The 23,402-nt window shown below is 71.6% G+C and carries 19 protein-coding genes; 18 read left to right on the plus strand and 1 reads right to left on the minus strand.

Translation table 11 applies throughout. The annotated features are described in order from the left end of the window. The first annotated feature begins 106 nt into the window (after nucleotides 1-106). The 12 genes from AC07FJ_RS29745 to AC07FJ_RS29800 all read left to right on the plus strand — a co-directional run bounded on the left by AC07FJ_RS29745 (nucleotide 107) and on the right by AC07FJ_RS29800 (nucleotide 15,400). Nucleotides 107-1,117: a hypothetical protein gene (locus AC07FJ_RS29745; protein WP_479052333.1), complete on the plus strand. Its 1,011-nt coding sequence runs from the start codon at nucleotides 107-109 to the stop codon at nucleotides 1,115-1,117. Nucleotides 1,118-1,177: 60 nt separating this feature from the next. Further along, nucleotides 1,178-3,307, plus strand: a complete 2,130-nt coding sequence (locus AC07FJ_RS29750) for a bifunctional polysaccharide deacetylase/glycosyltransferase family 2 protein (protein WP_479052405.1) — start codon at nucleotides 1,178-1,180, stop codon at nucleotides 3,305-3,307. Nucleotides 3,308-3,588: 281 nt separating this feature from the next. Beyond that, complete coding sequence (locus AC07FJ_RS29755; protein ID WP_479052406.1) at nucleotides 3,589-4,848, plus strand: acyltransferase family protein; 1,260 nt, start codon at nucleotides 3,589-3,591, stop codon at nucleotides 4,846-4,848. Beyond that, nucleotides 4,845-5,738, plus strand: a complete 894-nt coding sequence (locus AC07FJ_RS29760; protein WP_479052334.1) for a chitosanase — start codon at nucleotides 4,845-4,847, stop codon at nucleotides 5,736-5,738. Before AC07FJ_RS29755 ends, AC07FJ_RS29760 begins: the two co-directional genes overlap by 4 nt. A 163-nt stretch (nucleotides 5,739-5,901) precedes the next feature. Then, a complete protein-coding gene (locus AC07FJ_RS29765) occupies nucleotides 5,902-7,233 on the plus strand; it encodes a nitrate/nitrite transporter (protein WP_479052335.1) in 1,332 nt (443 codons plus the stop codon). Between the two features lie 88 nt (nucleotides 7,234-7,321). Further along, the gene (locus AC07FJ_RS29770; protein WP_479052336.1) at nucleotides 7,322-8,533 is read left to right on the plus strand and encodes a uroporphyrinogen-III synthase; all 1,212 of its coding nucleotides are present in this window, start codon (nucleotides 7,322-7,324) and stop codon (nucleotides 8,531-8,533) included. A 28-nt stretch (nucleotides 8,534-8,561) separates the two neighbouring features. Next, on the plus strand, nucleotides 8,562-9,077 hold the full coding sequence (locus tag AC07FJ_RS29775; protein WP_479052337.1) for a GNAT family N-acetyltransferase: 516 nt from the start codon (nucleotides 8,562-8,564) through the stop codon (nucleotides 9,075-9,077). A gap of 102 nt (nucleotides 9,078-9,179) precedes the next feature. Next, nucleotides 9,180-9,782, plus strand: coding sequence for a sigma-70 family RNA polymerase sigma factor (locus tag AC07FJ_RS29780; protein ID WP_355363460.1), 603 nt, complete (start codon nucleotides 9,180-9,182; stop codon nucleotides 9,780-9,782). Then, nucleotides 9,779-10,564: an anti-sigma factor family protein gene (locus tag AC07FJ_RS29785; RefSeq protein ID WP_361422698.1), complete on the plus strand. Its 786-nt coding sequence runs from the start codon at nucleotides 9,779-9,781 to the stop codon at nucleotides 10,562-10,564. Before AC07FJ_RS29780 ends, AC07FJ_RS29785 begins: the two co-directional genes overlap by 4 nt. A 62-nt stretch (nucleotides 10,565-10,626) precedes the next feature. After that, nucleotides 10,627-12,927 (plus strand): HelD family protein, encoded by a 2,301-nt coding sequence (locus AC07FJ_RS29790; protein WP_479052338.1) that lies wholly within the window; start codon nucleotides 10,627-10,629, stop codon nucleotides 12,925-12,927. A 403-nt stretch (nucleotides 12,928-13,330) separates the two neighbouring features. After that, on the plus strand, nucleotides 13,331-14,770 hold the full coding sequence (locus AC07FJ_RS29795) for an NAD-dependent malic enzyme (protein ID WP_479052339.1): 1,440 nt from the start codon (nucleotides 13,331-13,333) through the stop codon (nucleotides 14,768-14,770). A 348-nt stretch (nucleotides 14,771-15,118) separates the two neighbouring features. Further along, nucleotides 15,119-15,400 carry an HU family DNA-binding protein gene (locus AC07FJ_RS29800; protein ID WP_023588435.1) on the plus strand — a complete coding sequence of 94 codons (282 nt, stop codon included), beginning with the start codon at nucleotides 15,119-15,121 and terminating at the stop codon, nucleotides 15,398-15,400. Nucleotides 15,401-15,789: 389 nt separating this feature from the next. Here AC07FJ_RS29800 and murA read toward each other — a convergent pair whose 3' ends face one another. Next, nucleotides 15,790-17,130, minus strand: coding sequence for a UDP-N-acetylglucosamine 1-carboxyvinyltransferase (gene murA / locus AC07FJ_RS29805; RefSeq protein ID WP_468290348.1), 1,341 nt, complete (start codon nucleotides 17,128-17,130; stop codon nucleotides 15,790-15,792). A gap of 239 nt (nucleotides 17,131-17,369) precedes the next feature. On the opposite strand from murA, the gene AC07FJ_RS29810 reads away from it, so the two are divergent. The 6 genes from AC07FJ_RS29810 to AC07FJ_RS29835 all read left to right on the plus strand — a co-directional run bounded on the left by AC07FJ_RS29810 (nucleotide 17,370) and on the right by AC07FJ_RS29835 (nucleotide 23,302). Next, nucleotides 17,370-17,930: a YqgE/AlgH family protein gene (locus AC07FJ_RS29810; protein WP_479052340.1), complete on the plus strand. Its 561-nt coding sequence runs from the start codon at nucleotides 17,370-17,372 to the stop codon at nucleotides 17,928-17,930. Between the two features lie 41 nt (nucleotides 17,931-17,971). Beyond that, on the plus strand, nucleotides 17,972-18,259 hold the full coding sequence (locus AC07FJ_RS29815) for a DUF3039 domain-containing protein (RefSeq protein ID WP_063835429.1): 288 nt from the start codon (nucleotides 17,972-17,974) through the stop codon (nucleotides 18,257-18,259). Nucleotides 18,260-18,483: 224 nt separating this feature from the next. Beyond that, nucleotides 18,484-19,794 (plus strand): extracellular solute-binding protein, encoded by a 1,311-nt coding sequence (locus AC07FJ_RS29820; RefSeq protein ID WP_479052341.1) that lies wholly within the window; start codon nucleotides 18,484-18,486, stop codon nucleotides 19,792-19,794. Further along, the gene (locus tag AC07FJ_RS29825) at nucleotides 19,791-20,687 is read left to right on the plus strand and encodes a carbohydrate ABC transporter permease (RefSeq protein ID WP_479052342.1); all 897 of its coding nucleotides are present in this window, start codon (nucleotides 19,791-19,793) and stop codon (nucleotides 20,685-20,687) included. The genes AC07FJ_RS29820 and AC07FJ_RS29825 overlap by 4 nt, the downstream gene beginning before the upstream one ends. After that, nucleotides 20,684-21,523 carry a carbohydrate ABC transporter permease gene (locus tag AC07FJ_RS29830; protein ID WP_479052343.1) on the plus strand — a complete coding sequence of 280 codons (840 nt, stop codon included), beginning with the start codon at nucleotides 20,684-20,686 and terminating at the stop codon, nucleotides 21,521-21,523. The genes AC07FJ_RS29825 and AC07FJ_RS29830 overlap by 4 nt, the downstream gene beginning before the upstream one ends. Before the next feature lie 3 nt (nucleotides 21,524-21,526). Further along, nucleotides 21,527-23,302, plus strand: a complete 1,776-nt coding sequence (locus AC07FJ_RS29835) for a beta-N-acetylhexosaminidase (RefSeq protein WP_479052344.1) — start codon at nucleotides 21,527-21,529, stop codon at nucleotides 23,300-23,302. The last annotated feature ends 100 nt before the right edge of the window (nucleotides 23,303-23,402 follow it).

The raw sequence follows: 23,402 nt of genomic DNA on the forward strand, positions 1-23,402 counted from the left end.
TGACTCGGGTGCGACGTGGGAGGGAGCACCTCGACAGGGTGGGGGCCCGGCGCGGGAGTGGTACCGGCCGGTCGCGTACGCACTCTGATCCGGCTCCATGGGGGATGTGCGTACAGCAGTGGAAAATTGGCGAGAAAACACCTCCGGCGGACAGGCGAACGGCGCGCGCGGCGACTCGTACGACGACGCCATCACCAGCGCCTACCCCGGCGCCTACCGTGACCCGTTCGACGAACCCTTCGACCGGCCGTACCCGTCCCGCGACGATGACGAGCAGGCGTACACCCAGCCGCTCGAGCGGTCGTTCGACATGACGGTCCAGCTGGACCAGCCGGTCCTCCCGGGCGCCGCCGCCCAGGCCGCGGGCGCCCACCCCACGGACATGACGGTGCAACTGGACCGGCTCGAAGAGCCGGGACACCTGGACCGGCCCGTACGGCCGGTGCGACCGGGCGCCGAGGGCGCCGCGAGCGACACCGCCCCGCTCCTCACCGCGATACCCACCTCCGGCGCCGCCGCACCGGAGCCCTCCGACGGGCCCGTCTTCGTCGACGAGAGCGGCCGCCGCAGCAAGAAGCTCCGCCGGCTCGGGTGGGTGGTGGCCGCGGCCTGCGCCGTGTACGCTGTCACGCTCTGTGTCGCCGTCATAGGCGGCAACTCGAGCGCGCCCTGGCTCCTCATACCCGGCCCGGCCAACGAAGAGAAGGCCGACACCACCAAGGTCGTCCCGACCGCCTCCACCAGCCCCGGCGCGGACACCGCCCCGGACGCCGCGCCCAGCGCCCCCGCCCCCACCGGCTCCACCGGCCCGGACACCCCGCGGCCCGCCACCACCTCCGAGGACGGCGCCCCGGCCGAGCCGGCGGCCCCCGGCCCCTCCGCCTCGTCGACGACCGCCCCCGGCACGGGCACCGGCCGTCCCGCCGACAACCCCGGCACGGTGGAGGAGACGGCCCCGCCCGCGCCCAGCGAGGGCGTGCCCGCGCCGCCGGAGAACCCCACGCCGGAGCCGGACGTTCCCGCGGACACGCCGCCGACAGAACCGACGCAAGAAGCGACCGAACCGCCGGTCGAAGAGAGTGACGGCCAGCCGATGGCCGCGGAAGGCACACAGTAAATGACATCGTCAGGCAGACGGCGCGTGAAGCAGGCGCGCGCCGTCCGACGCAGGCTGCCCATGCGCTACCTCCTGCCCTCCGTCCTGCTGGTCGCGCTCTTCGCGATGCTGATGCTGCGCGGCTACGTGCACAACGAGATCCGCCCCGACCACCGGATCCGGCTCCTCGAAGACCGTGACAAGGTGCCGTCCGCCATGCACAAGGGCGGACCGGTCATCGACGCGCGGAACCCGGAGAAGCCGGTCAGCCTGAACGTCCCCGACGACAAGATCGTGCTGACCTTCGACGACGGGCCCGACCCCGTCTGGACCCCCAAGGTCCTCGACCAGCTGAAGAAGCACGACGCCCGCGCGGTCTTCTTCGTCACCGGCGCCATGACCGCCCGCCACCCCGAGCTGGTCGAGCGGATGGTCGCCGAGGGCCACGAGGTGGGCCTGCACACCTTCAACCACCCCGACCTGTCCCTGCAGTCCCCGGAGCGCATCGACTGGGAGCTGTCCCAGAACCAGATGGCGCTCGCCGGAGCGGCGGGCGTCCGCTCCTCCCTGTTCCGCGCGCCGTACTCCAACTTCGTATGGCACCTGGACAACAAGAACTGGGACCTGATCAAGCACGTCGGCGGCCGCGGCTACATCGCCGCCTTCAACGACACCGACAGCCACGACTGGCGGCGCCAGGGCGTCGACACCATCATCAAGAACGCCACGCCGAAGCCCGGCAAGGGCGCGATCGTGCTCATGCACGACTCCGGCGGCAACCGCGAGCAGACCGTCGCCGCACTCGGCCGCTTCCTCCCCGCGCAGAAGGCCAAGGGCTACGAGTTCACCACCCTCACCGAGGCGCTCGGAGCGCCCAGCGCCCACACCGAGGTCAGCGGTACGGAGCTGTGGAAGGGCAAGGCGTTCGTCTACGCCGTCGGCATCTCCGAGAACGTCACCACCATCCTGGTGAGCGGCCTCGCCGTCGTCGGCGCCCTCGTCATCGGGCGCTTCGGTCTCATGCTCGTCCTCGCCTTCACGCACGCGCGCAAGGTGCGCCGCCGCGACTTCCGCTGGGGCGCTCCGGTCACCGAACCGGTCACGGTGCTGGTCCCGGCGTACAACGAGAAGGAGTGCATCGAGAACACCGTGCGCTCCCTGATGGCGAGCGACCACCCGGTCGAGGTCATCGTCATCGACGACGGATCGTCGGACGGGACCGCCGACATCGTCGAGCGCATGGGGCTGCCCAACGTCCGCGTCGTACGGCAGATCAACTCCGGCAAGCCCGCCGCCCTCAACAACGGCATCGCCCACGCCAGTCACGACATCATCGTGATGATGGACGGCGACACGGTCTTCGAGCCGTCCACCGTCCGCGAGCTGGTCCAGCCCTTCGGCGACCCGCGCGTCGGCGCCGTCGCGGGCAACGCCAAGGTCGGCAACCGCGACACCCTGATCGGCGCCTGGCAGCACATCGAGTACGTGATGGGCTTCAACCTCGACCGCCGCATGTACGACGTGCTGCGCTGCATGCCCACCATCCCCGGCGCGGTCGGCGCCTTCCGCCGCACCGCCCTGGAGCGGGTCGGCGGCATGAGCGAGGACACCCTCGCCGAGGACACCGACATCACCATGGCCATCCACCGCGACGGCTGGCACGTCGTCTACGCGGAGAACGCCCGCGCCTGGACCGAGGCCCCCGAGTCCGTCCAGCAGCTCTGGTCGCAGCGCTACCGCTGGAGCTACGGCACCATGCAGGCCATCTGGAAGCACCGCGGAGCCGTGTTCGACCGGGGACCGTCGGGCCGCTTCGGCCGGGTCGGGCTGCCGCTGGTGTCGCTCTTCATGGTGATCACGCCGCTGCTCGCCCCGCTCATCGACGTCTTCCTCCTGTACGGCCTGGTCTTCGGCCCCACCGGCAAGACGATCACGGCGTGGCTGGGCGTCCTGCTGGTGCAGGCGGTGTGCGCGGCGTACGCCTTCCGGCTCGACAAGGAGAAGATGACCCACCTCATCTCCCTCCCGCTCCAGCAGATCCTCTACCGGCAGCTCATGTACGTCGTGCTGCTGCAGTCCTGGATCACCGCGCTCACCGGCGGCCGGCTGCGCTGGCAGAAGCTGCGCCGCACGGGAGTCGTGGAGGCGCCGATCTCCATCCCCACGCAGCGCGACTCCTCCCACAGCGCCGATCGGAGCCCGGTCGCATGACGAACGGCTACCCCGGAGGCGCTCAGGGCGGGTCGTACGACGAGTCGTACGACGGACCGCACGACGGGCCTTACGACGCCGCGCCGTACGACGGGCCGTACGACGCCCCCGTCGGCGGCGGGTACCAGCCCCCGTACGACGGGCGGTTCGACGCTCCGTCCCCGGCGGCGTCCTACGACTGGGCCGGGCCCGCCCACGCGACGCTGCCGCAGCCCCCGGCCCCGGCTCCCGCCCCGGCCCCGGACCCGGACCCGTTCCCGGACTGGTTCGCACCCTCCGGCGTGGCAACCGCCACCGAACCGGACCCGAAGCCCGCCCCGGACGCCGCCCCGGCTCCCGGAACCGAGCCCGGAGCCGAGCCCGAAGTCGCGTCGAAGGCGGGCGGCGGCCGCGACCGGTACTTCGACCTGCTGAGGGCCCTCGCTCTCTTCCGGGTCGTGCTCTACCACCTCACCGGCTGGATGTGGCTGCCCCTGCTCTTCCCGTCGATGGGCGTCATGTTCGCCCTCGCGGGCAACCTGATGGCGCGCTCCCTCAAGCGCCCGCCGGTGCAGGTCATCAGGGGCCGTGTCCGCAGGCTCCTGCCCCCGCTGTGGGCCGCCGGTGCCATCGGCGTGACCGGCATGCTCGTCCAGGGCTGGGGCCCGGCGGAGGGCGAGGACACCCTCACCTGGTGGCTGGAGCTGCTGTTCTGGATCCTGCCGCTCAGCGACCCGCCGAACGCCGCCGAGCTGGCCGGTGTGCCCGGCATCCTGCCCGGCACATGGGCCGAGCCCTTCGCCGGCCCCCTGTGGTACATCCGCGCCTACCTCTGGTTCGTGCTTCTCTCGCCGCTCTTCCTCGCCGCCCTGCGCAAGCAGCCCTGGCCGACGATCGCGGCGCCGCTCGTCCTGATGGCCGCGCTGAACTTCGGCTACCTGGAGGCCGGCGAGTCGATCGCGCCCATCCTGTACGGCATCGGCGAGTTCGGTGCCTGCTGGATCCTGGGCATGGCCCACCAACTCGGGGTCCTGAAGCGCCTGCCCGGCTACGTCATCCCCTCCGTCGCACCCTTCATCATGGGCCTCGGCCTCTGGTGGGCCGTGGACCACGGGCTGAGCGAAGAGAACCAGCTCGGCAACATGCCGTTCGCCTCCGCCTTCTGGGGCCTGGGCTTCGTCCTCCTGCTGCTGCACTTCAGCCCGTCGTGGTCCGAGTGGCCGCGCCCGCTGCGGCGGTTCGACGGTGCCGTCACGCTGCTCAACGCGCGTGCGGTCACGGTCTACCTCTGGCACAACGTCTGCATCGCCATCGCCGTGACGATGTGGAACCGGCTGTGGTCGCTGGAGGTGATGTGGCGGGACCTGCCCTGGCTGATGAACAGCCCGTGGCCGACCCTGATCTTCAGCTGGTCGCTGATCGCCTACTGCATCCTGATGTTCGGCTGGCTGGAGGACGTGGCCGCCAAGCGGCGCCCGAGGCTCTGGCCGTCGGGCGCCGGTACGGGCACGGGCATGGGTACGGGAGCGGCGTCGCGTCGCGGGAAGGGGCGTGACGCATGAGAGTGCGTGCCCGATGGATGCTCTTCGCGGTGGCCCCGCTCCTCGGCCTCACGATCTTCGTCTCGACCCCGACCCCGAAGCCGGAGGCCCAGCAGGCCGCCGGCCAGTCGGAGAGCCAGGGCGCGGCCAAGCGCGCCGAGGAGGAGCTGGAGTCCGCCGAGGACCTCCTCGCCAAGCTGCCGCCCGGGCTCGCCGCCGCGGACAAGAAGGAGCTGGCCCACCAGATCCTCGGCTCGTCCATGAACTCCACCAAGGACTGGCGCACGCTGTACGGCCACATCGCCGACAGCGACGACGGCGACGGCTACTGCGGGGGCGTGATCGGCTTCTGCTCGGGCACCAAGGACATGCGCATCCTGGTCGAGTCGTACACCAAGGAGCACCCGGACAACGCCCTGGCCGCGTACCTCCCCGCGCTGCGGGCGGTCGACGGCACGGACTCGCGCGAGGGCCTGGGGACCGCCTTCATGGAGGCGTGGCAGCGGGAGAGCGAGAAGCGGGCCTTCCGCGACGCGCAGGACGAGATCCGCGACACCATGTACTTCAAGCCGGCGGTCGACCTCGCGAAGCTGGACGGCCTGGGGACGCTCGGACAGTTCGTCTACTACGACGCGATGGTCTTCCACGGCCCGGGCATCGACGAGAACGGCTTCTACGAGATCCGCGAGCGCGTGCGGGCGGCGACCAAGACCGCGTCCGAGGGCGGGGACGAGAAGGCCTACCTGAACGCCTTCCTGGACGCCTGCCGCACGGCGATGCTCGCGTCGAAGTCCGACCAGGACACCAGCCGCATCGACACCACCCAGCGCGCCTTCCTGCGCGACGGCAACCTCTCGCTGAAGACCCCCCTGGTCTGGCGGATGTACGGGGAGACGTTCCGGGCGCCGTGAACCGCGCCACCGCGACAGCTCTCCTCACCGCCGCCCGTCGCGCCAGGTGAGAGCAAGGTTTCAGCCCGGTCACGTCCTATGACCGGGCTGAAACGCGTGCTCCCTAGCGTCGGGTCCTGACGGGATTCAGGCAGGCAGGACCTGACAGCAGCGGAGGTACGCGATGCGCGGCCGGTGGATCGAGCGGTGGGACCCCGAGGACGAGACCTTCTGGCGGGAGGAGGGGGAGCGGGTCGCCCGGCGCAACCTGTACTTCTCCGTCTTCTCCGAGCACATCGGGTTCTCGGTGTGGACGCTGTGGTCGGTGATGGTCCTCTTCATGGGCCCGGAGTACGGGATCGACCCGGCCGGGAAGTTCTTCCTGATCGCGGTGGCGACGCTGGTCGGCGCGGTGATCCGCATCCCGTACACCTTCGCCGTGGCCCGCTTCGGCGGCCGCAACTGGACGGTCTTCAGCGCACTGCTGCTCCTGCTGCCGACGGGCGCGGCATTCGCGGTGATGGAGCCGGGGACCTCGTACACCACCTTCGTCCTCGTCGCGGCGCTCACGGGCGTCGGCGGCGGCAACTTCGCCTCCTCCATGACGAACATCAACGCCTTCTTCCCGCTCCACCGCAAGGGCTGGGCCCTCGGCCTGAACGCGGGCGGCGGCAACATCGGCGTGCCCGTCGTCCAGCTCGTCGGCCTGCTGGTCATCGGCGTCGCCGGGGCGGCCCACCCCAGGATCGTGCTCGGCGTGTACATCCCGCTGATCGTGGTCGCCGCCGTCTGCGCCGCGCTGTACATGGACAACCTGGCGCCCGTGAAGAACGACACCGGCGCCGTCAAGGAGGCCGTCCGGGCCCCGCACACCTGGATCCTGGCGTTCCTCTACATCGGCTGCTTCGGCTCCTTCATCGGCTACAGCTTCGCCTTCGGGCTCGTCCTCCAGACGCAGTTCGGCCGTACGCCGCTCCAGGCCGCGTCCCTCACCTTCCTCGGGCCGCTCCTCGGCTCGCTGATCCGCCCCTTCGGCGGGGCCCTCGCCGACCGGCACGGCGGCGCCCGCATCACCCTGACCACCTTCGCCGGCATGGCCGCAGCCACCGGGGTCGTGGTCTACGCCTCGGTCACGGAGTCGCTCCCCGTCTTCCTGGTCGGCTTCACCGCGCTCTTCGTGCTCAGCGGCATCGGCAACGGCTCAACGTTCAAGATGATCCCTGCGGTGTTCACACGGAAGGCGTACGGGCTCGGGCTCGCGAACGAGGAGGCCGACGCGTACGGGCGCAGGCTCTCCGGCGCCGCGATGGGCCTGATCGGCGCGGTCGGCGCGATCGGGGGGCTCGGCATCAACCTCGCCTTCCGGCAGTCCTTCCAGGCGGGCGGCACCGGCACCGCGGCCTTCGTCGCCTTCCTCGCCTACTACGCGGCCTGCCTGGCCGTCACCTGGGCGGTATACCTTCGCCGTCCGGCCGAGGTCCCGGCGCAGCGGCAGCTCAGCTACTCCGAGGTGTGAGCGGGACATGACTGCCGGGGACGTCCGTAACGGGGGAGAAATATCGGCGAACCAGGACCGTCACGCACCCTTGCCACCCTCTGGTGTCATGCACGAGCAAGAGCAGGCTCCCCCGCACGGTTCGGCAGCACACGATTCGGATGCGCACGGATCCGCGGCGCACGGTTCGGCAGCGCACGGTCCCCTCGCCGGTTTCACGGTCGGCGTCACCGCCGCCCGCCGGGCCGACGAGCTCGGCGCGCTGCTGCAGCGCCGCGGCGCGTCGGTCCTGCACGCCCCCGCGCTGCGGATCGTGCCGCTCGCCGACGACGCCGAGCTCCTCGACGCCACCAAGGGCCTCATCGCCCAGGCCCCCGACATCGTGCTCGCCACCACCGCGATCGGCTTCCGCGGCTGGCTGGAGGCCGCGGACGGCTGGGGGTACGGCGACGACCTGCTCGCCCGCCTGAGGGGCGCGCAGGTCCTCGCCCGCGGCCCCAAGGTCAAGGGCGCCGTCCGGGCCGCCGGGCTCACCGAGGACTGGTCGCCCGCCTCGGACTCCATGGCCGAGGTCCTGGAGCGGCTCCTCGCCCAGGACGTCACCGGGAAGCGCATCGCGCTCCAGCTGCACGGGGAGCCGCTGCCCGGGTTCGTGGAGGCGCTGCGGGACGCCGGGGCGGACGTCGTGGTCGTCCCGGTCTACCGGTGGATGCCGCCCGAGGACCTCGCACCGCTGGACCGGCTGATCGACGCCACCGTGGCCCGCTCCCTGGACGCGGTGACCTTCACCAGCGCGCCGGCGGGCGCCTCGATGCTGGCCCGCGCCGAGAGCCGGGGCCTGCTGCCCGAGCTGCTCGACGCGCTGCACCACGGGGTGCTCGCCGCGTGCGTGGGACCCGTCACCGCCCTGCCGCTCCAGGCGCACGGCATCGACACCGTGCAGCCCGAGCGGTTCCGCCTCGGGCCGCTGGTGCAGCTGCTCTGCCAGGAGCTCCCGGCCCGGGCCCGTACGCTGCCGGTCGCCGGGCGGCGCATCGAGATCCGGGGCCACGCCGTCCTCGTCGACGGCGACCTGCGGCCCGTGCCGCCCGCCGGGATGTCGCTCCTGCACGCGCTCGCCCGCCGCCCCGGCTGGGTCGTCTCCCGCGCCGACCTGCTGCGCGCCCTGCCGGGCGCGGGCCGCGACGAACACGCCGTCGAGACGGCGATGGCCCGCCTCCGCGCGGCCCTCGGCGCGCCGAAGCTCATCCAGACGGTCGTCAAGCGGGGCTACCGGCTGGCCCTGGACCCGGGCGGGGACTCCAAGTACGCGAGCGAGTAGCACCCGTGAGGAGTCCTACGGTGGCGGGATGACGATCCTCATCCGGCCCGCCGACCCCGCCGACGCCCCCGCGCTCGCCGACGCCCTCGCCCGCAACCGCGCCGCCATGCGCCCCTGGGAACCGCGCCGCACCGACGCGTACTACACCGCCGAGGAGCAGTACGCCCGGCTCACCGCGCCCAACAGCCGGACGTGGCTCGCCCGCCACGAGGAGGGCGTCGTCGGGTGCGCCACGCTCTCCGGCATCGCGCTCGGCCCCTTCCGCAGCGCCTTCCTCGGCTACTGGGTCGACGCCGCGCACACCGGGCGCGGGCTGGCCACCCGGATCGTCGCCGAGGTGTGCCGGGCCGCCCGCGAGGAGCTCGGGCTGCACCGGATCGAGGCGGCCACCGTCCTCGCCAACGCCGCCTCCCAACGCGTCCTGGCCAAGAGCGGGTTCGAGCGGATCGGAACGGCCCCCGCCTATCTGCACATCGACGGCGCGTGGCGCGACCACCACCTCTACCAGCGGATTCTCCACAACGACCCGCCGCCGCAGGCGTAGGAGCGGAAGCCGGCGAAAAAAGAATCCGCGCGCGTTGAGAAGAATCCCGCCCGCCTCCGTAGTCATGAACGACAACGACTCAGACAGGGTCTCGACCGGGAGGTGCAGGTGCGCAAGGATGCCGCCGTGGCCGATGACCGTCGGGGAGCGCATCGGGCCCGGCATCGCGCTGTGCCGCCACGCAACGACAACACCTCCGTCCCGGACGAGGAGTTGATGCGTGCGCTCTACCGTGAACACGCCGGCCCCCTGCTCGCCTATGTACTGCGTCTCGTCGCGGGCGACCGCCAGCGCGCCGAGGACGTCGTACAGGAGACACTCATCCGTGCCTGGAAGAACGCCGGTCAGCTCAACCGGGCAACCGGCTCCGTCCGACCCTGGCTGGTGACGGTCGCCCGGCGCATCGTCATCGACGGCCACCGCAGCCGGCAGGCCCGGCCGCAGGAGGTCGACCCGTCGCCGCTCGAGGTCATGCCCGCGGAGGACGAGATCGACAAGGCGTTGTGGCTGATGACGCTCTCTGACGCGCTCGACGATTTGAGCCCGGCCCACCGGGAAGTATTGGTCGAGACTTATTTCAAGGGGCGTACGGTCAACGAGGCTGCCGAGACGCTCGGCATACCCAGCGGGACCGTCCGGTCCCGGGTGTTCTACGCACTGCGTTCCATGAAGCTCGCACTGGAGGAGAGGGGGATCTCGGCATGACGACGTACGAGAACGAGTCGGTGCACGACGCCGTCGGCGCGTACGCGCTCGGAATTCTCGACGACGCCGAGGCCACCGCCTTCGAAACGCATCTGGCCGGCTGCCCGGTGTGCGCCCACCACCTGGAGGAGTTCTCCGGGATGGAGCCCATGCTGGCCATGCTCGCGGAGGGTCCCGGACCGTCCGCCCAGCCGGTCAGCCTGCCCATGCCGGAGCCGCTGCGCGGCGGGGAGACACGCCTGTTCGACCGGATCGTCGACGAGGTCGCCGCCAAGCGCGCCCAGCGCCGGCGCCGTACGCGCTATCTGGTCGCCGCCGCGGCCGCCCTGATCATCGCCGGGCCGGCGACCGCGGTGGTCGTCACCTCGTCCGGCGACGACTCACGTCCCGCCGTCGCCCTCGACCCCCACCCGACCAGCCCCGCCGAGGACGCCTTCTTCCACCACATGGAGCAGAAGGAGTCCGCGGTCGACGCCACCACCAAGGTCAGCGCCACCGTCGGCACCGAGCGCAAGGCCTGGGGCACGCACACCGTGCTGGAGCTCAAGAACGTCAAGGGCCCGCTCAAGTGCAACCTGATCGCCGTCTCCAAGACGGGCGAGGAGGAGATCATCACCTCCTGGTCCGTCCCGAAGTGGGGGTACGGCATCCCGGACAGCCCCGACAAGGCGGCCAGGAACCCGCTGTACGTCCACGGCGGCGCCGCCATGGAGCGCGACGACATCGATCACTTCGAGGTGAGGACGTTCGAAGGGAACCGGCTCGTGACGGTACCCGCCTGACATTCGCGGTCCCCCTGGCGTAGGCTCGACGGCTGCCCAATGCACGTCAGAAGGGGGCCTCGGTGGCCGCGCAGGAAGCCGTCGGTGGTGTCGATACGGTCCGTGACCGCGAGATCGGTATCGAACAGGACCACCTGGACCAGGTGTACCGCCGCCTCGAGGAGAAGATCCACGAGGCGGAGTTCCTGATGAACGACGCCGCCCAGCGCGGCCAGGTCGGAACACCCGGCGCGCTCGCCGAGCGCGACGCGCAGGTGTTCCGCGCCGGGATCCACCTCAACCGGCTGAACAACGAGTACGAGGACTTCCTCTTCGGCCGCATCGACCTGCTCCGCGGGAAGGACGGCAAGAAGGGCCCCGACGGCGCGTACACGTCCGTCGAGCCCGCCGACGACGCCGTGGGGCCGGACAACACCGCCGAGATCGGGGAGACCCTCCACATCGGCCGCATCGGCGTCCTCGACGCCGACTACTCGCCGCTGGTCATCGACTGGCGCGCCCCGGCCGCCGCGCCCTTCTACCGCTCCACGCCCGTCGAGCCGGGCCGGGTCGTACGCCGCCGGGTCATCCGCTCCAAGGGGCGCAGGGTCCTCGGCGTCGAGGACGACCTGATGCGCCCCGAGCTCACCGCGACGCTGGACGGCGCCGAGCTGCCGGTGATCGGCGACGGCGCCCTGATGGCCGCGCTCGGCCAGGCCCGCAGCCACACCATGCGCGACATCGTCGCCTCCATCCAGGCGGAGCAGGACCTCGTCATCCGCGCGCCCGCCGCCTCCGTGACGTACGTCGAGGGCGGCCCCGGCACCGGCAAGACGGCGGTCGCGCTGCACCGCGCCGCCTACCTGCTCTACCAGGACCGGCGTCGCTACGCGGGCGGCATCCTGATCGTCTCGCCGACCCCGCTGCTGGTCGCCTACACCGAGGGCGTCCTGCCGTCGCTGGGCGAGGAGGGCCAGGTGGCCATCCGCGCCGTCGGCAGCCTGGTCGACGGCGTCGAGGCGACGGTGTACGACGAGCCGGCCGTCGCCCGCGTCAAGGGCTCCTCGCGGATGCTCAAGGTGCTGCGGAAGGCCGCGCGCGGGGCCCTGGAGCAGGGCGGCGCGCCCGAGCGGCTGCGGGTCGTCGCCTTCGGGCGGCGCCTGGAGCTGGAGGCCGACGAGCTGAACCGGATCCGCCACAACGCGCTCGGCGGCACCGCGCCGGTGAACCTGCTGCGCCCGCGCGCCCGCAGACTCCTGCTCGACGCCCTGTACGCCAAGTCCGGGGCGGCCTCGCGGCACCCGGGCGACCCGGAGCTCGCCGCCGAGCTGCGCTCCTCCTTCGACGAGGACGTGACGACCGAGGACAGCTTCCTCGCCTTCCTGGACGCCTGGTGGCCCGAGCTCACCCCGCGCCGCGTGCTCGACACCATGGCCGACGAGAAGCGGCTGGGCCGCTGGGCCCGCCGGGTGCTCAACCCGGGCGAGGTGCGCCGCCTGGCCCGCTCCCTGCGCCGCCCGGAGCTCTCCGTGCACGACGTGGCGCTGCTGGACGAGCTCCAGGCGATCCTCGGCGCCCCGGCGCGCCCCCGCAAGAAGCGGGAGCTCGACCCGCTGGACCAGCTCACGGGCCTCGAGGAGCTCATGCCCGTACGGGAGGAGACGCAGCGCGAGCGGGCCGAGCGGCTGGCGCAGGAGCGCACCGAGTACGCGCACGTCATCGTCGACGAGGCGCAGGACCTCACGCCCATGCAGTGGCGCATGGTGGGCCGGCGCGGGCGCCACGCCACCTGGACGGTGGTCGGGGACCCGGCCCAGTCGTCGTGGCCGCTGCCGGACGAGGCCGCCGAGGCGCGCGACGAGGCGCTGGGCACCCGGCCGCGCCGCCGCTTCGAGCTGACCGTGAACTACCGCAACCCCGCCGAGATTGCCGAGCTGGCGGCGAAGGTGCTGGCGCTCGCCATGCCCGGCATGGAGGCCCCTCGCGCGGTCCGCTCGACGGGCGTGGAGCCCCGCTTCGTCGCCGTGCCGGACGGCGGGGACGGCGGGGACCTCGCCGAGCTCGTACGGGACGAGGCGCGGCGGCTGCTGGAGCGCGTGGACGGCACCGTGGGCGTCGTGGTGGCCATGGAGCGGCGGCGGCAGGCGGCGCGCTGGCTGGCGGAGCTCGGCGACCGGGTGGTGGCGCTGGGCAGCCTGGAGGCGAAGGGCCTCGAGTACGACGCGACGGTCGTGGTCTCGCCGGCGGAGATCGCCGACGAGTCGCCGGCCGGGCTGCGCGTGCTGTACGTGGCGCTCACCCGGGCGACGCAGCAGCTGACGGTGGTGTCGGGGCGGCGCGACGAGCCGGACGCGGACGGGGTGCCGGACCTGCTCCGGGACTGATCCACGCGCGGGTTCGGCGTCAACCGTCCGTAGGGGAATCACTTTCCGGAGTGGTTTGTTAGCCTGGGTGTTGGCACCGGCTCGATCCAAGCCCCCGGGCCCAACCTTAGTCGCTTAGAGCGACCACTTGCCGCGAGGCGAGCATGGCGGGTCGGTGCCACCCTTCGCTCATGAGCAGCAGGTCCGTGTCATCAGACGATGACACGGACCTGCTGCTTTTTGGGTCCGGGGATCTTGGGGCTTCCGCCAAGCGGTCGGTTTCTCGTATGGTGGAAGTTAGTTTCCGAAAACTAAATGACCGCTATTACCTGTTACTCACAGGTAGGTGCGACCATCGGAGGGCTCCGCCCGGCCACCCGCCGGCGCGGCGCAGCAACGAAGCTAGGGAAAGAGGAACTCGGCCATGGCAACGGCGCCCAGCGTCTCGTACTCGATGACGGTCCGGCTGGAGGTGCCCGCGAGCGGAACCGCGGTCTCCCAGCTCACCACGGCCGTGGAGTCCTCCGGCGGCTCCGTCACCGGCCTCGACGTGACCGCATCCGGCCACGAGAAGCTGCGGATCGACGTCACGATCGCCGCCACGTCCACCGCGCACGCCGACGAGATCGTCGGCAAGCTGCGCTCCATCGAGGGCGTCGTGCTCGGCAAGGTCTCCGACCGTACGTTCCTGATGCACCTCGGCGGCAAGATCGAGATGGCGAGCAAGCATCCCATCCGCAACCGTGACGACCTCTCCATGGTCTACACCCCGGGCGTCGCCCGCGTGTGCATGGCGATTGCCGAGAACCCCGAGGACGCCCGCCGCCTCACCATCAAGCGCAACTCCGTCGCCGTCGTGACCGACGGCTCCGCCGTGCTCGGCCTCGGCAACATCGGCCCCAAGGCCGCGCTGCCGGTCATGGAGGGCAAGGCCGCCCTCTTCAAGCGGTTCGCCGGCATCGACGCCTGGCCGATCTGCCTGGACACCCAGGACTCCGACGCCATCGTCGAGATCGTCAAGGCCATCGCCCCCGGCTTCGCCGGCATCAACCTCGAGGACATCTCCGCGCCCCGCTGCTTCGAGATCGAGGCGCGGCTGCGGGAGGCCCTGGACATCCCGGTGTTCCACGACGACCAGCACGGCACCGCCATCGTCGTCCTCGCCGCCCTGACCAACGCCCTGCGCGTCGTCGGCAAGGCGATCGGCGACGTACGGGTCGTCATGTCGGGCGCCGGCGCCGCCGGTACGGCCATCCTCAAGCTCCTCATCGCGGCGGGCGTCAAGCACGCCGTCGTCGCCGACATCCACGGCGTGGTGCACGCGGGCCGCGAGGACCTCGTCTCCGCCGACCCCGACTCGGCGCTGCGCTGGATCGCCGACAACACCAACCCCGAGGGCGTCACCGGCACCCTCAAGCAGGCCGTGGCCGGCGCGGACGTCTTCATCGGCGTCTCCGCCCCGAACGTCCTCGGCGGTGACGACGTCGCGGCCATGGCGGACGACGCCATCGTGTTCGCGCTCGCGAACCCCGACCCCGAGGTGGACCCGGCAATCGCCCGCCAGACGGCGGCAGTTGTCGCCACCGGCCGGTCCGACTTCCCCAACCAGATCAACAACGTGCTGGTCTTCCCGGGGGTCTTCCGCGGCCTGCTCGACGCCCAGTCGCGCACCGTCAACACCGAGATGATGCTCGCGGCGGCGACCGCGCTGGCGGGGGTCGTCACCGAGGACGAGCTCAACGCGAACTACATCATCCCGTCGGTCTTCAACGACAAGGTCGCCGGCGCGGTCGCGGGCGCCGTGCGCGACGCCGCGAAGGCGGCGGGCGCGACGGTGGCGTCCGCCACGCCGTCGTCGGTCTGACCGTCGCGCGACCGGCGCTCTGAGGTTCGCGGCGCGCCGCGCGGGCCCGGAGCCGTACAGCCGCCCTGTCGGCCTTTAGGGTGGCGATTCGGCTCCGGGGAGTCCCGCATGATCGACCCAACGTCACCAGGACGGGCCAGTGGCGCTTTTCGTGTGACTCCGGAGGGTGCCGGATTGGCTTTCCCGCCGCTGGTGGGGGCAGGATGCGTATTCGGGCGCGAGGGTCTGACAGCAGACCCGGGTCCGGGGACTGTCCAAGGGCCCTGGCAGCATCGGCTTCGCTGTGCCCAACATGCGGCTCCGCCGCGTGGCACGCCTCACAGGCAGAAAGAACACGGGAGTAAGAACATGAACCGCAGTGAGCTGGTGGCCGCCCTGGCCGACCGCGCCGAGGTGACCCGCAAGGACGCCGACGCCGTGCTGGCCGCGCTCGCCGAGACCATCGGTGAGGTCGTCGCCAAGGGCGACGAGAAGGTCACCATCCCCGGCTTCCTGACCTTCGAGCGCACCCACCGTGCCGCTCGCACCGCTCGTAACCCGCAGACCGGCGAGCCGATCAACATCCCGGCCGGCTACAGCGTGAAGGTCTCCGCGGGCTCGAAGCTCAAGGAAGCCGCGAAGGGCAAGTAAGCCCCCCTGGGCGCCGGCCGCGCACCGGCCGGGCGCCACTGGGCACGAGACGTGACAGAAGGGCGGCCACCCCACCGAGGGTGGCCGCCCTTCTGTTCGTCCGCACACGGCCCCGTACAGCCCCGCAGAAGGCCTCGTACGCGCCAGACGCCGACGGCCCCCGCGAAGTGCGGGGGCCGTCGGCGTCTGTGCGGGGTCGGCGCGTTACACGCCGTCAGATCGCGGCGGTGGCCGGGAGTTCGACCTTCGCGCCCAACTCCACCAGCTTCGCCATGCTGTGTTTTCCCGGGGGATGACCCCCGGACCCCCAGCAAAGGGGCTCTGGCGGGCAGGCGTGCCGTGGAGAAGCGGACGGCCCCCGTGCGGGACGGGGGCCGTGCTGGACGGAATCAGATCGCGGCGGTGGCCGGGAGTTCGACCTTCGCGCCCAACTCCACCAGCTTCGCCATGAAGTTCTCGTAGCCGCGGTTGATCAGGTCGATGCCGTGGACCCGCGAGGTCCCCTGCGCCGCCAGGGCCGCGATCAGGTACGAGAAGCCGCCGCGCAGGTCCGGGATGACCAGGTCGGCGCCCTGGAGCTTCGTCGGGCCCGACACGACCGCGGAGTGCAGGAAGTTGCGCTGGCCGAAGCGGCAGTCCGAGCCGCCCAGGCACTCGCGGTACAGCTGGATGTGCGCGCCCATCTGGTTCAGCGCGGAGGTGAAGCCGAGCCGGGACTCGTACACCGTCTCGTGGATGATGGACAGGCCCGCCGCCTGCGTCAGGGCCACCACCAGCGGCTGCTGCCAGTCGGTCTGGAAACCGGGGTGCACGTCCGTCTCCAGGGCGATCGCGTTGAGCGCGCCGCCCGGGTGCCAGAAGCGGATGCCCTCGTCGTCGATCTCGAAGGCGCCACCCACCTTCCGGTACGTGTTGAGGAACGTCATCATCGAGCGCTGCTGTGCGCCGCGCACGTAGATGTTGCCCTCGGTCGCCAGCGCCGCCGACGCCCAGGAGGCCGCCTCCAGGCGGTCCGGGAGCGCGCGGTGGGTGTAGCCGCCGAGCTTGTCGACACCGGTGATCCGGATCGTCCGGTCGGTGTCCATGGAGATGATGGCGCCCATCTTCTGCAGGACGCAGATGAGGTCCTCGATCTCCGGTTCCACCGCGGCGTTGGACAGCTCCGTCACGCCCTCCGCCAGTACGGCGGTGAGCAGCACCTGCTCGGTCGAGCCGACCGAGGGGTACGGCAGGCGGATCTTGCAGCCGCGCAGCCGCTGCGGGGCCTCCAGGTACTGGCCGTCCGCCCGCTTCTCGATGGTCGCGCCGAACTGGCGCAGCACGTCGAAGTGGAAGTCGATCGGCCGGCCGCCGATGTCGCAGCCGCCCAGGCCCGGGATGAAGGCGTGGCCGAGGCGGTGCAGCAGCGGACCGCAGAAGAGGATCGGGATGCGCGACGAGCCCGCGTGGGCATCGATGTCGGCGACGTTGGCGGACTCGACGTACGTCGGGTCCAGGACCAGTTCGCCCGGCTCGTCACCGGGACGCACGGTCACGCCGTGCAGCTGCAGCAGCCCGCGCACCACCCGGACGTCACGGATGTCGGGCACGTTGCGCAGGCGGCTCGGCTCACTGCCGAGCAGGGCGGCGACCATCGCCTTGGGCACGAGGTTCTTCGCGCCGCGGACGCGGATCTCGCCCTCCAGCGGGGTTCCGCCGTGGACAAGCAGTACATCGTCTGTGCCGGTCATGAATCTCGCGTTCCGGGAGTCAGGGGCAGGGGGCCAGGGAAAAGGGTAAGGGGCTTCGGACCCTGTACCGGTAGGGCGAGGGGCTACGTCAGATGTAATGAATTCGGCACAACACCCTCTGCTTTCCCGCCCTTGCGGAGGGTTACGGTCCACTTCCAGCCACGAGCCGTCCCCGGGTGGCCGGAGTCGGCCCGTCCCTCGACCCCCCGCTGCGGCCCGAAGTGCGGGATCATGTCGGCATGACCGAGGTGTCCTCGCTCACAGGACGGCTGCTCGTGGCCACCCCCGCGCTGGTGGACCCCAACTTCGACCGCGCGGTGGTGCTGCTGCTCGACCACGACGACGAAGGCTCGCTCGGCGTGGTCCTGAACAGACCGACGCCCGTCGACGTCGGCGACATCCTCGAACCCTGGGCCCCGCTGGCCGGGGAGCCGGGCGTCGTCTTCCAGGGCGGGCCCGTCTCGCTGGACGCGGCGCTCGGCCTCGCCGTGATCCCCGGCGACGAGGGTCCGCTGGGCTGGCGGCGCGTGTACGGCGCGATCGGGCTCGTGGACCTGGAGACGCCGCCGGAGCTGATCGCGGCGGCGCTCGGCTCGCTGCGCATCTTCGCCGGGTACGCGGGCTGGGGCCCGGGCCAGCTGGAGGAGGAGCTGGCCGGCGGGGCGTGGTTCGTCGTCGACTCGGAACCGGGCGACGTCTCGTCGCCGCGGCCCGAGAACCTGTGGCGCGAGGTGCTGCGGCGGCAGCGCAGCGAGCTGGCGATGATCGCGACGTATCTGGACGACCCGTCGCTGAACTGACTCCTTCGGTCGCTGTCCGCGCGGGGGTACCCTTGGAGCTCATGAGCACTCTTGAGCCCGAGCGCGGGGCAGGTACGGGAACCCTCGTCGAGCCGACGCCGCAGGTGTCGCACGGCGACGGTGACCACGAGCGCTTCGCCCACTACGTCCAGAAGGACAAGATCATGGCGAGCGCCCTCGACGGCACTCCCGTGGTGGCGCTGTGCGGAAAGGTCTGGGTGCCCGGGCGCGACCCGAAGAAGTACCCGGTCTGCCCGATGTGCAAGGAGATCTACGAGTCCATGGGCGCCGGCGGCGACAAGGACAAGGGCGGCAAGGACAAGAAGTAACCCGACCGGTACGGGTCGGGGCCGGAGCCCCCGGGAGCGCGCGGGACGTGCGCACCCGGGGGCTCCGTCGTGTCCGCTCGTCCCTGGTGCCGCTGACTGGTTCAGACCTCTTGTGGGGCCGGTCGGGGCCGCTTTACCCTCCTGCGTGTGTTGTGCAGCACGAAACGCCCGTTGCGCATGGTGCAACGCAGCCGCTGTCGCCGCCTCGGAGGGGACCCCTGCCCGTGAAGCTTCCTGCCCGGATACCCCGCCTGGCGGCGACGGCCGCCGCCCTCGTGCCCTTACTGCTCGCCGGAGCCTGCGCCCCGCAGACCTCCGGCACCTCCCCGAAGAAGGACGAGAAGAGCGGCACCCTGCGCGTCTGGCTCTTCCGTGAGGTGAACAACACACCGAAGGAACGGGTCGTCGACGCCGCCGTCGCCGCCTTCGAGAAGCGGCACGCGGGCACGGACGTCCGGGTCGAGTACATCCCCGTCGACACCCGCGCGCAGCGGATCAAGGCCGCCTTCAACGACCCGGCGAGCGCCCCCGACCTCGTCGAGTACGGCAACACCGACACCGCCGGATACGTGGCGGACGGCGGACTCGCCGACATCGGCGCGGAGTTCGCCGCCTGGCCCGACGCCAAGGACACCGACCCGACGGCGCGCGCCTCCGTCACGGTCGACGGGAAGGTGTACGGGGCGCCGCTCTTCGTCGGCGTACGGGCGCTGTACTACCGCACGGACGTCTTCCGGGAGCTGGGCCTTCCGGTCCCGAGGTCCCAGCAGGAGCTGATCACGACGGCCAAGCGCATCCGGCAGGCGAAGCCCGGGCTGTACGGGATCGCCGTCGGCGGCGCGTACACGTACGGCGCCCTGCCCTTCATCTGGGCGCACGGCGGCGAACTCGCGGTGGCGCGCGGCGGCTCGTACACCTCCGCCCTCGACGGCGAGGCGGCGCGCCGGGGCATCGCCGCGTACACCTCGCTCTTCGGCGACGACAACTGCCCAGCCGCCACGTGCGCCTCGATGGGCGGCAACGCGACGGTCACGGCGTTCGCCTCCGGCAAGGCGGCCATGGCGATCGGCGGCGACTTCAGCCGGGCGGCCGTCGAGGCGGGGACGGTGAAGGGCGCGTACGCGGTGGTGCCGCTGCCGGGCGTACGTCCCGGATCGGTGGCGCCGGCGTTCGCAGGCGGGAACAACCTCGGGGTGCTGAAGAGCAGTTCGCACCGCACGCTCGCCGTCGACCTGCTGAAGTCCCTGGCCGGGAAGGCGACCCAGAGCGAGCTCTTCGACGCGATGGGCTTCCTGCCGACCTACACCGACGTGCGCGCGGACGCCGCGCGGCGACAGCCCGCGCTGAAGCCCTTCATCGACACGCTGGCGGCCGGGACCAAGTTCGTCCCCGCGTCGGCGGCCTGGGGGCGGATCGACGCGTCCCTGGTGCTGCCGACGATGTTCCAGGAGATCGTCAGCGGCCGTAAGGACGTGGCCACGGCGGCGGGCGACGCGGCGGAGAAGATGAACGCGGCGTTCGCGGCGACGCGTTGAGCACCGTGAGCCGAACGGGACGCGGGGGATGGACGCCCTGGCTCTATCTCGCGCCCGCGCTGGCCGTGCTCGCGGGGCTGCTCGTGTACCCCGTCTACCAACTGGGGCTCATCTCCTTCCTGGAGTACACCCAGGCGCAGGTCAGCGGCGGCGAACCGACCTCCTTCCAGGGCTTCGGCAACTACGCGGCCCTCTTCCGCGACGAGCAGTTCCGGCAGGTGCTCCTCGCCACCGTGCTCTTCGCCGCCGCCTGCGTCACCGCCACCCTCGCCGTCGGCTGCGCCCTCGCCGTCCTCCTCACGCGCGTGCGCGCCGTACCGCGCCTCGCCCTGATGCTCGCCGCGCTCGGCGCCTGGGCGACACCCGCCGTCACCGGTTCCACCGTGTGGGTGTTCCTCTTCGACCCCGACTTCGGGCCGGTCAACGGGCTGTTGGGCCTCGGCGGCTTCTCGTGGACGTACGGCCGCTACAGCGCCTTCGCGCTCGTCCTCTTCGAGGTGGTGTGGTGCTCGTTCCCGTTCGTGATGATCACCGTGTACGCGGGCATCCGGGCCGTCCCCGCCGAGGTCCTGGAGGCCGCCGCGCTCGACGGCGCCTCGCAGTGGCGGACCTGGCGCTCCGTCACCGCGCCGCTGCTGCGGCCGATCCTGGCCGTCGTGACCATCCAGTCGATCATCTGGGACTTCAAAGTCTTCACGCAGATCTACGTCATGACCAACGGCGGCGGCATCGCCGGCCAGAACCTCGTCCTCAACGTGTACGCCTACCAGAAGGCCTTCGCGTCCTCCCAGTACAGCCTCGGCTCGGCCATCGGCGTCGTCATGCTGCTGATCCTGCTCGCCGTCACGCTGGTGTACCTGCGGCTGCTGCGCCGCCAGGGAGGCGAGCTGTGAACCGCCTCCGCCCGCGCGCGCCCGGCCGCCTGGCCGCCGACGCCGCCGCCCTCCTCGTCGCGGGCGTCGTCGCCTTCCCCCTGTACTGGATGGTCCTCTCCGCCTTCAAGCCGGCCGGCGAGATCCAGTCCACCGACGCCCGCCCCTGGACGCTCGCCCCGTCCCTCGACTCCTTCCGCCGCGTCTTCCAACAGGAGGACTTCGGCCGCTACTTCCTCAACAGCCTCCTCGTCGCCTCCGCCGTCGTCGTCGCGTCCGCGCTCATCGCCTTCCTCGCGGCCACCGCCGTCACCCGCTTCCGGTTCCGCTTCCGTACGACGCTGCTCGTGATGTTCCTCGTCGCGCAGATGGTCCCGATCGAGGCGCTGACCATCCCGCTCTTCTTCCTGATGCGGGACCTCGGCCAGCTCAACACCCTCGGCTCGCTGATCCTGCCGCACCTCGCGTTCTCCCTCCCCTTCGCGATCTGGATGCTCCGCGGCTTCGTCAAGGCGGTCCCCGAGGCGCTGGAGGAGGCCGCGTACCTCGACGGCGCGAGCCGGGGACGCTTCCTGTGGCGGATCCTCTTCCCGCTGGTCTTCCCCGGGCTCGTCGCGACGAGCGTCTTCTCCTTCATCTCCACCTGGAACGACTTCCTCTTCGCGAAGTCGTTCCTCATCAGCGACACCTCCCAGTCGACCCTCCCCATGGCGCTCCTCGTCTTCTTCAAGCCGGACGAGAACGACTGGGGCGGCATCATGGCCGCGTCGACGGTGATGACCATCCCGGTGCTGGTCTTCTTCGTACTCGTACAGCGCCGCCTGGTGTCCGGGCTCGGCGGCGCGGTGAAGGACTGACCCATGGAGCCCCTCGACCTGATCCCCGCCCCCTCCCGCTCCTGGGAGGTGCCGCCCCCCGGCCTCGACCCCCTCGACACGGACACCCAACTGGAGGCCCAGCCGGGCACCGAGGGCGTCGCGCACTGGTTCCGCGCCACGATCGGCGCCGCCACCGGGCTCCCCTTCCCGGACGGGAACGACGACGACAACCGCATCGTGCTGAGCGTCGAACCGGGGCTGGCGCCCGAGGCGTACCGCATCGTCATCGACGGCTACGCCCGGCGCATCCAGGGCGGCAGCGCCGCGGGCGTCTTCTGGGGCGCCCAGACGTTCCGGCAGCTCCTCGGCCCCGACGCGTACCGCAGGGCGCCCATCGGCCCGCGCGGCCGGGACTGGTACGTGCCCACGGTCGTCATCGAGGACGAGCCCCGCTTCCCCTGGCGCGGCCTCCTGCTCGACGTCGCCCGCCACTTCCTGCCCAAGGACGATGTCCTGCGCTACGTCGACCTCCTCGCCGCCCACAAGCTCAACGTCCTCCACCTCCACCTCACCGACGACCAGGGCTGGCGCGTCGAGATCCGGCGCCACCCCCGGCTCACGGAGGTCGGCGCCTGGCGGCCGCGGACGAAGCGGGGGCACCGGGCCTCGGAGCTCTGGTACGACACCCCGCACGGCGGCTTCTACACGCACGACGACATCCGCGAGATCGTCGCGTACGCCGCCGAGCGGCACGTCCGCGTCGTCCCGGAGATCGACCTCCCCGGCCACGCGCAGGCCGCCATCGCCGCGTACCCGGAGCTCGGCAACACCGACGTCGTCGACACGAGCGCCCTGCCCGTCTGGGACACCTGGGGCGTCAACCCGAACGTCCTCGCCCCCACCGACACCACCCTCCGCTTCTTCGAGGAGGTGCTGGAGGAGGTCCTCGACCTCTTCCCCTCCCCGTACATCCACCTGGGCGGCGACGAGTGCCCCAAGGACCAGTGGAAGGCGTCCCCGACCGCACAGGCCCGCATCAAGGAGCTCGGGCTGGCGGACGAGTACGAGCTCCAGTCCTGGTTCATCCGGCACTTCGACCGGTGGCTGGCGGAGCGGGGCCGCCGCCTGATCGGGTGGGACGAGATCCTGGAGGGCGGGAGTCGAGCCGAGGGGCGCGCCCCCGTCGGAAGCGACGAGGAGGAGGGAGCGAGGCACGAGCGGCCGCGCGACGAGGAACGTCGACAGGGGGTACGAGCGCCCGGAGGCGAGACGACATCGTTGGGCCTCGCGCCCGGCGCCACCGTCGCCTCCTGGCGCGGGTACGCCGGCGGGATCGCCGCCGCCGAGGCCGGCCACGACGTCGTCATGTGCCCCGAACAGCACGTCTACCTCGACCACCGGCAGCACGGCGGCCCCGACGAGCCCATGCCCATCGGGTTCGTCCGCACCCTGGAGGACGTCTACCGCTTCGACCCCGTCCCGCCGGGACTCTCCCCGGAGGCCGCCGCGCACGTCATCGGCACCCAGGCCAACGCCTGGACCGAGGTCATGGAGACCCGCGCCCGCGTCGACTACCAGGTCTTCCCCCGCCTCGCCGCCTTCGCCGAGGTCGCCTGGTCCACCGGCCTCCCGGCCCCCGCCGAGCGCGACTTCGCGGACTTCGAACGCCGCATGGGCGTCCACTACCGGCGCCTGGACGCGCTCGGCGTCGACTACCGGCCGCCCGGCGGCCCGTTGCCGTGGCAGCGGCGCCCCGCCCCAGAAGGAATGAAAGGCAGCCTCGGACGCCCGATCGAGGGGCCGCCCCCGAACGTGTGAGCCCGGCCCGAACGGAGCCCGCCGCGCGCCCGCCGCCTGCCACGGTGGAGACCGTCCGGAACAACCCGTACAAGGTCGCCGAGAAGTGGCAATGACGTCG

Source organism: Streptomyces sp. NPDC045998, assembly GCF_056430285.1.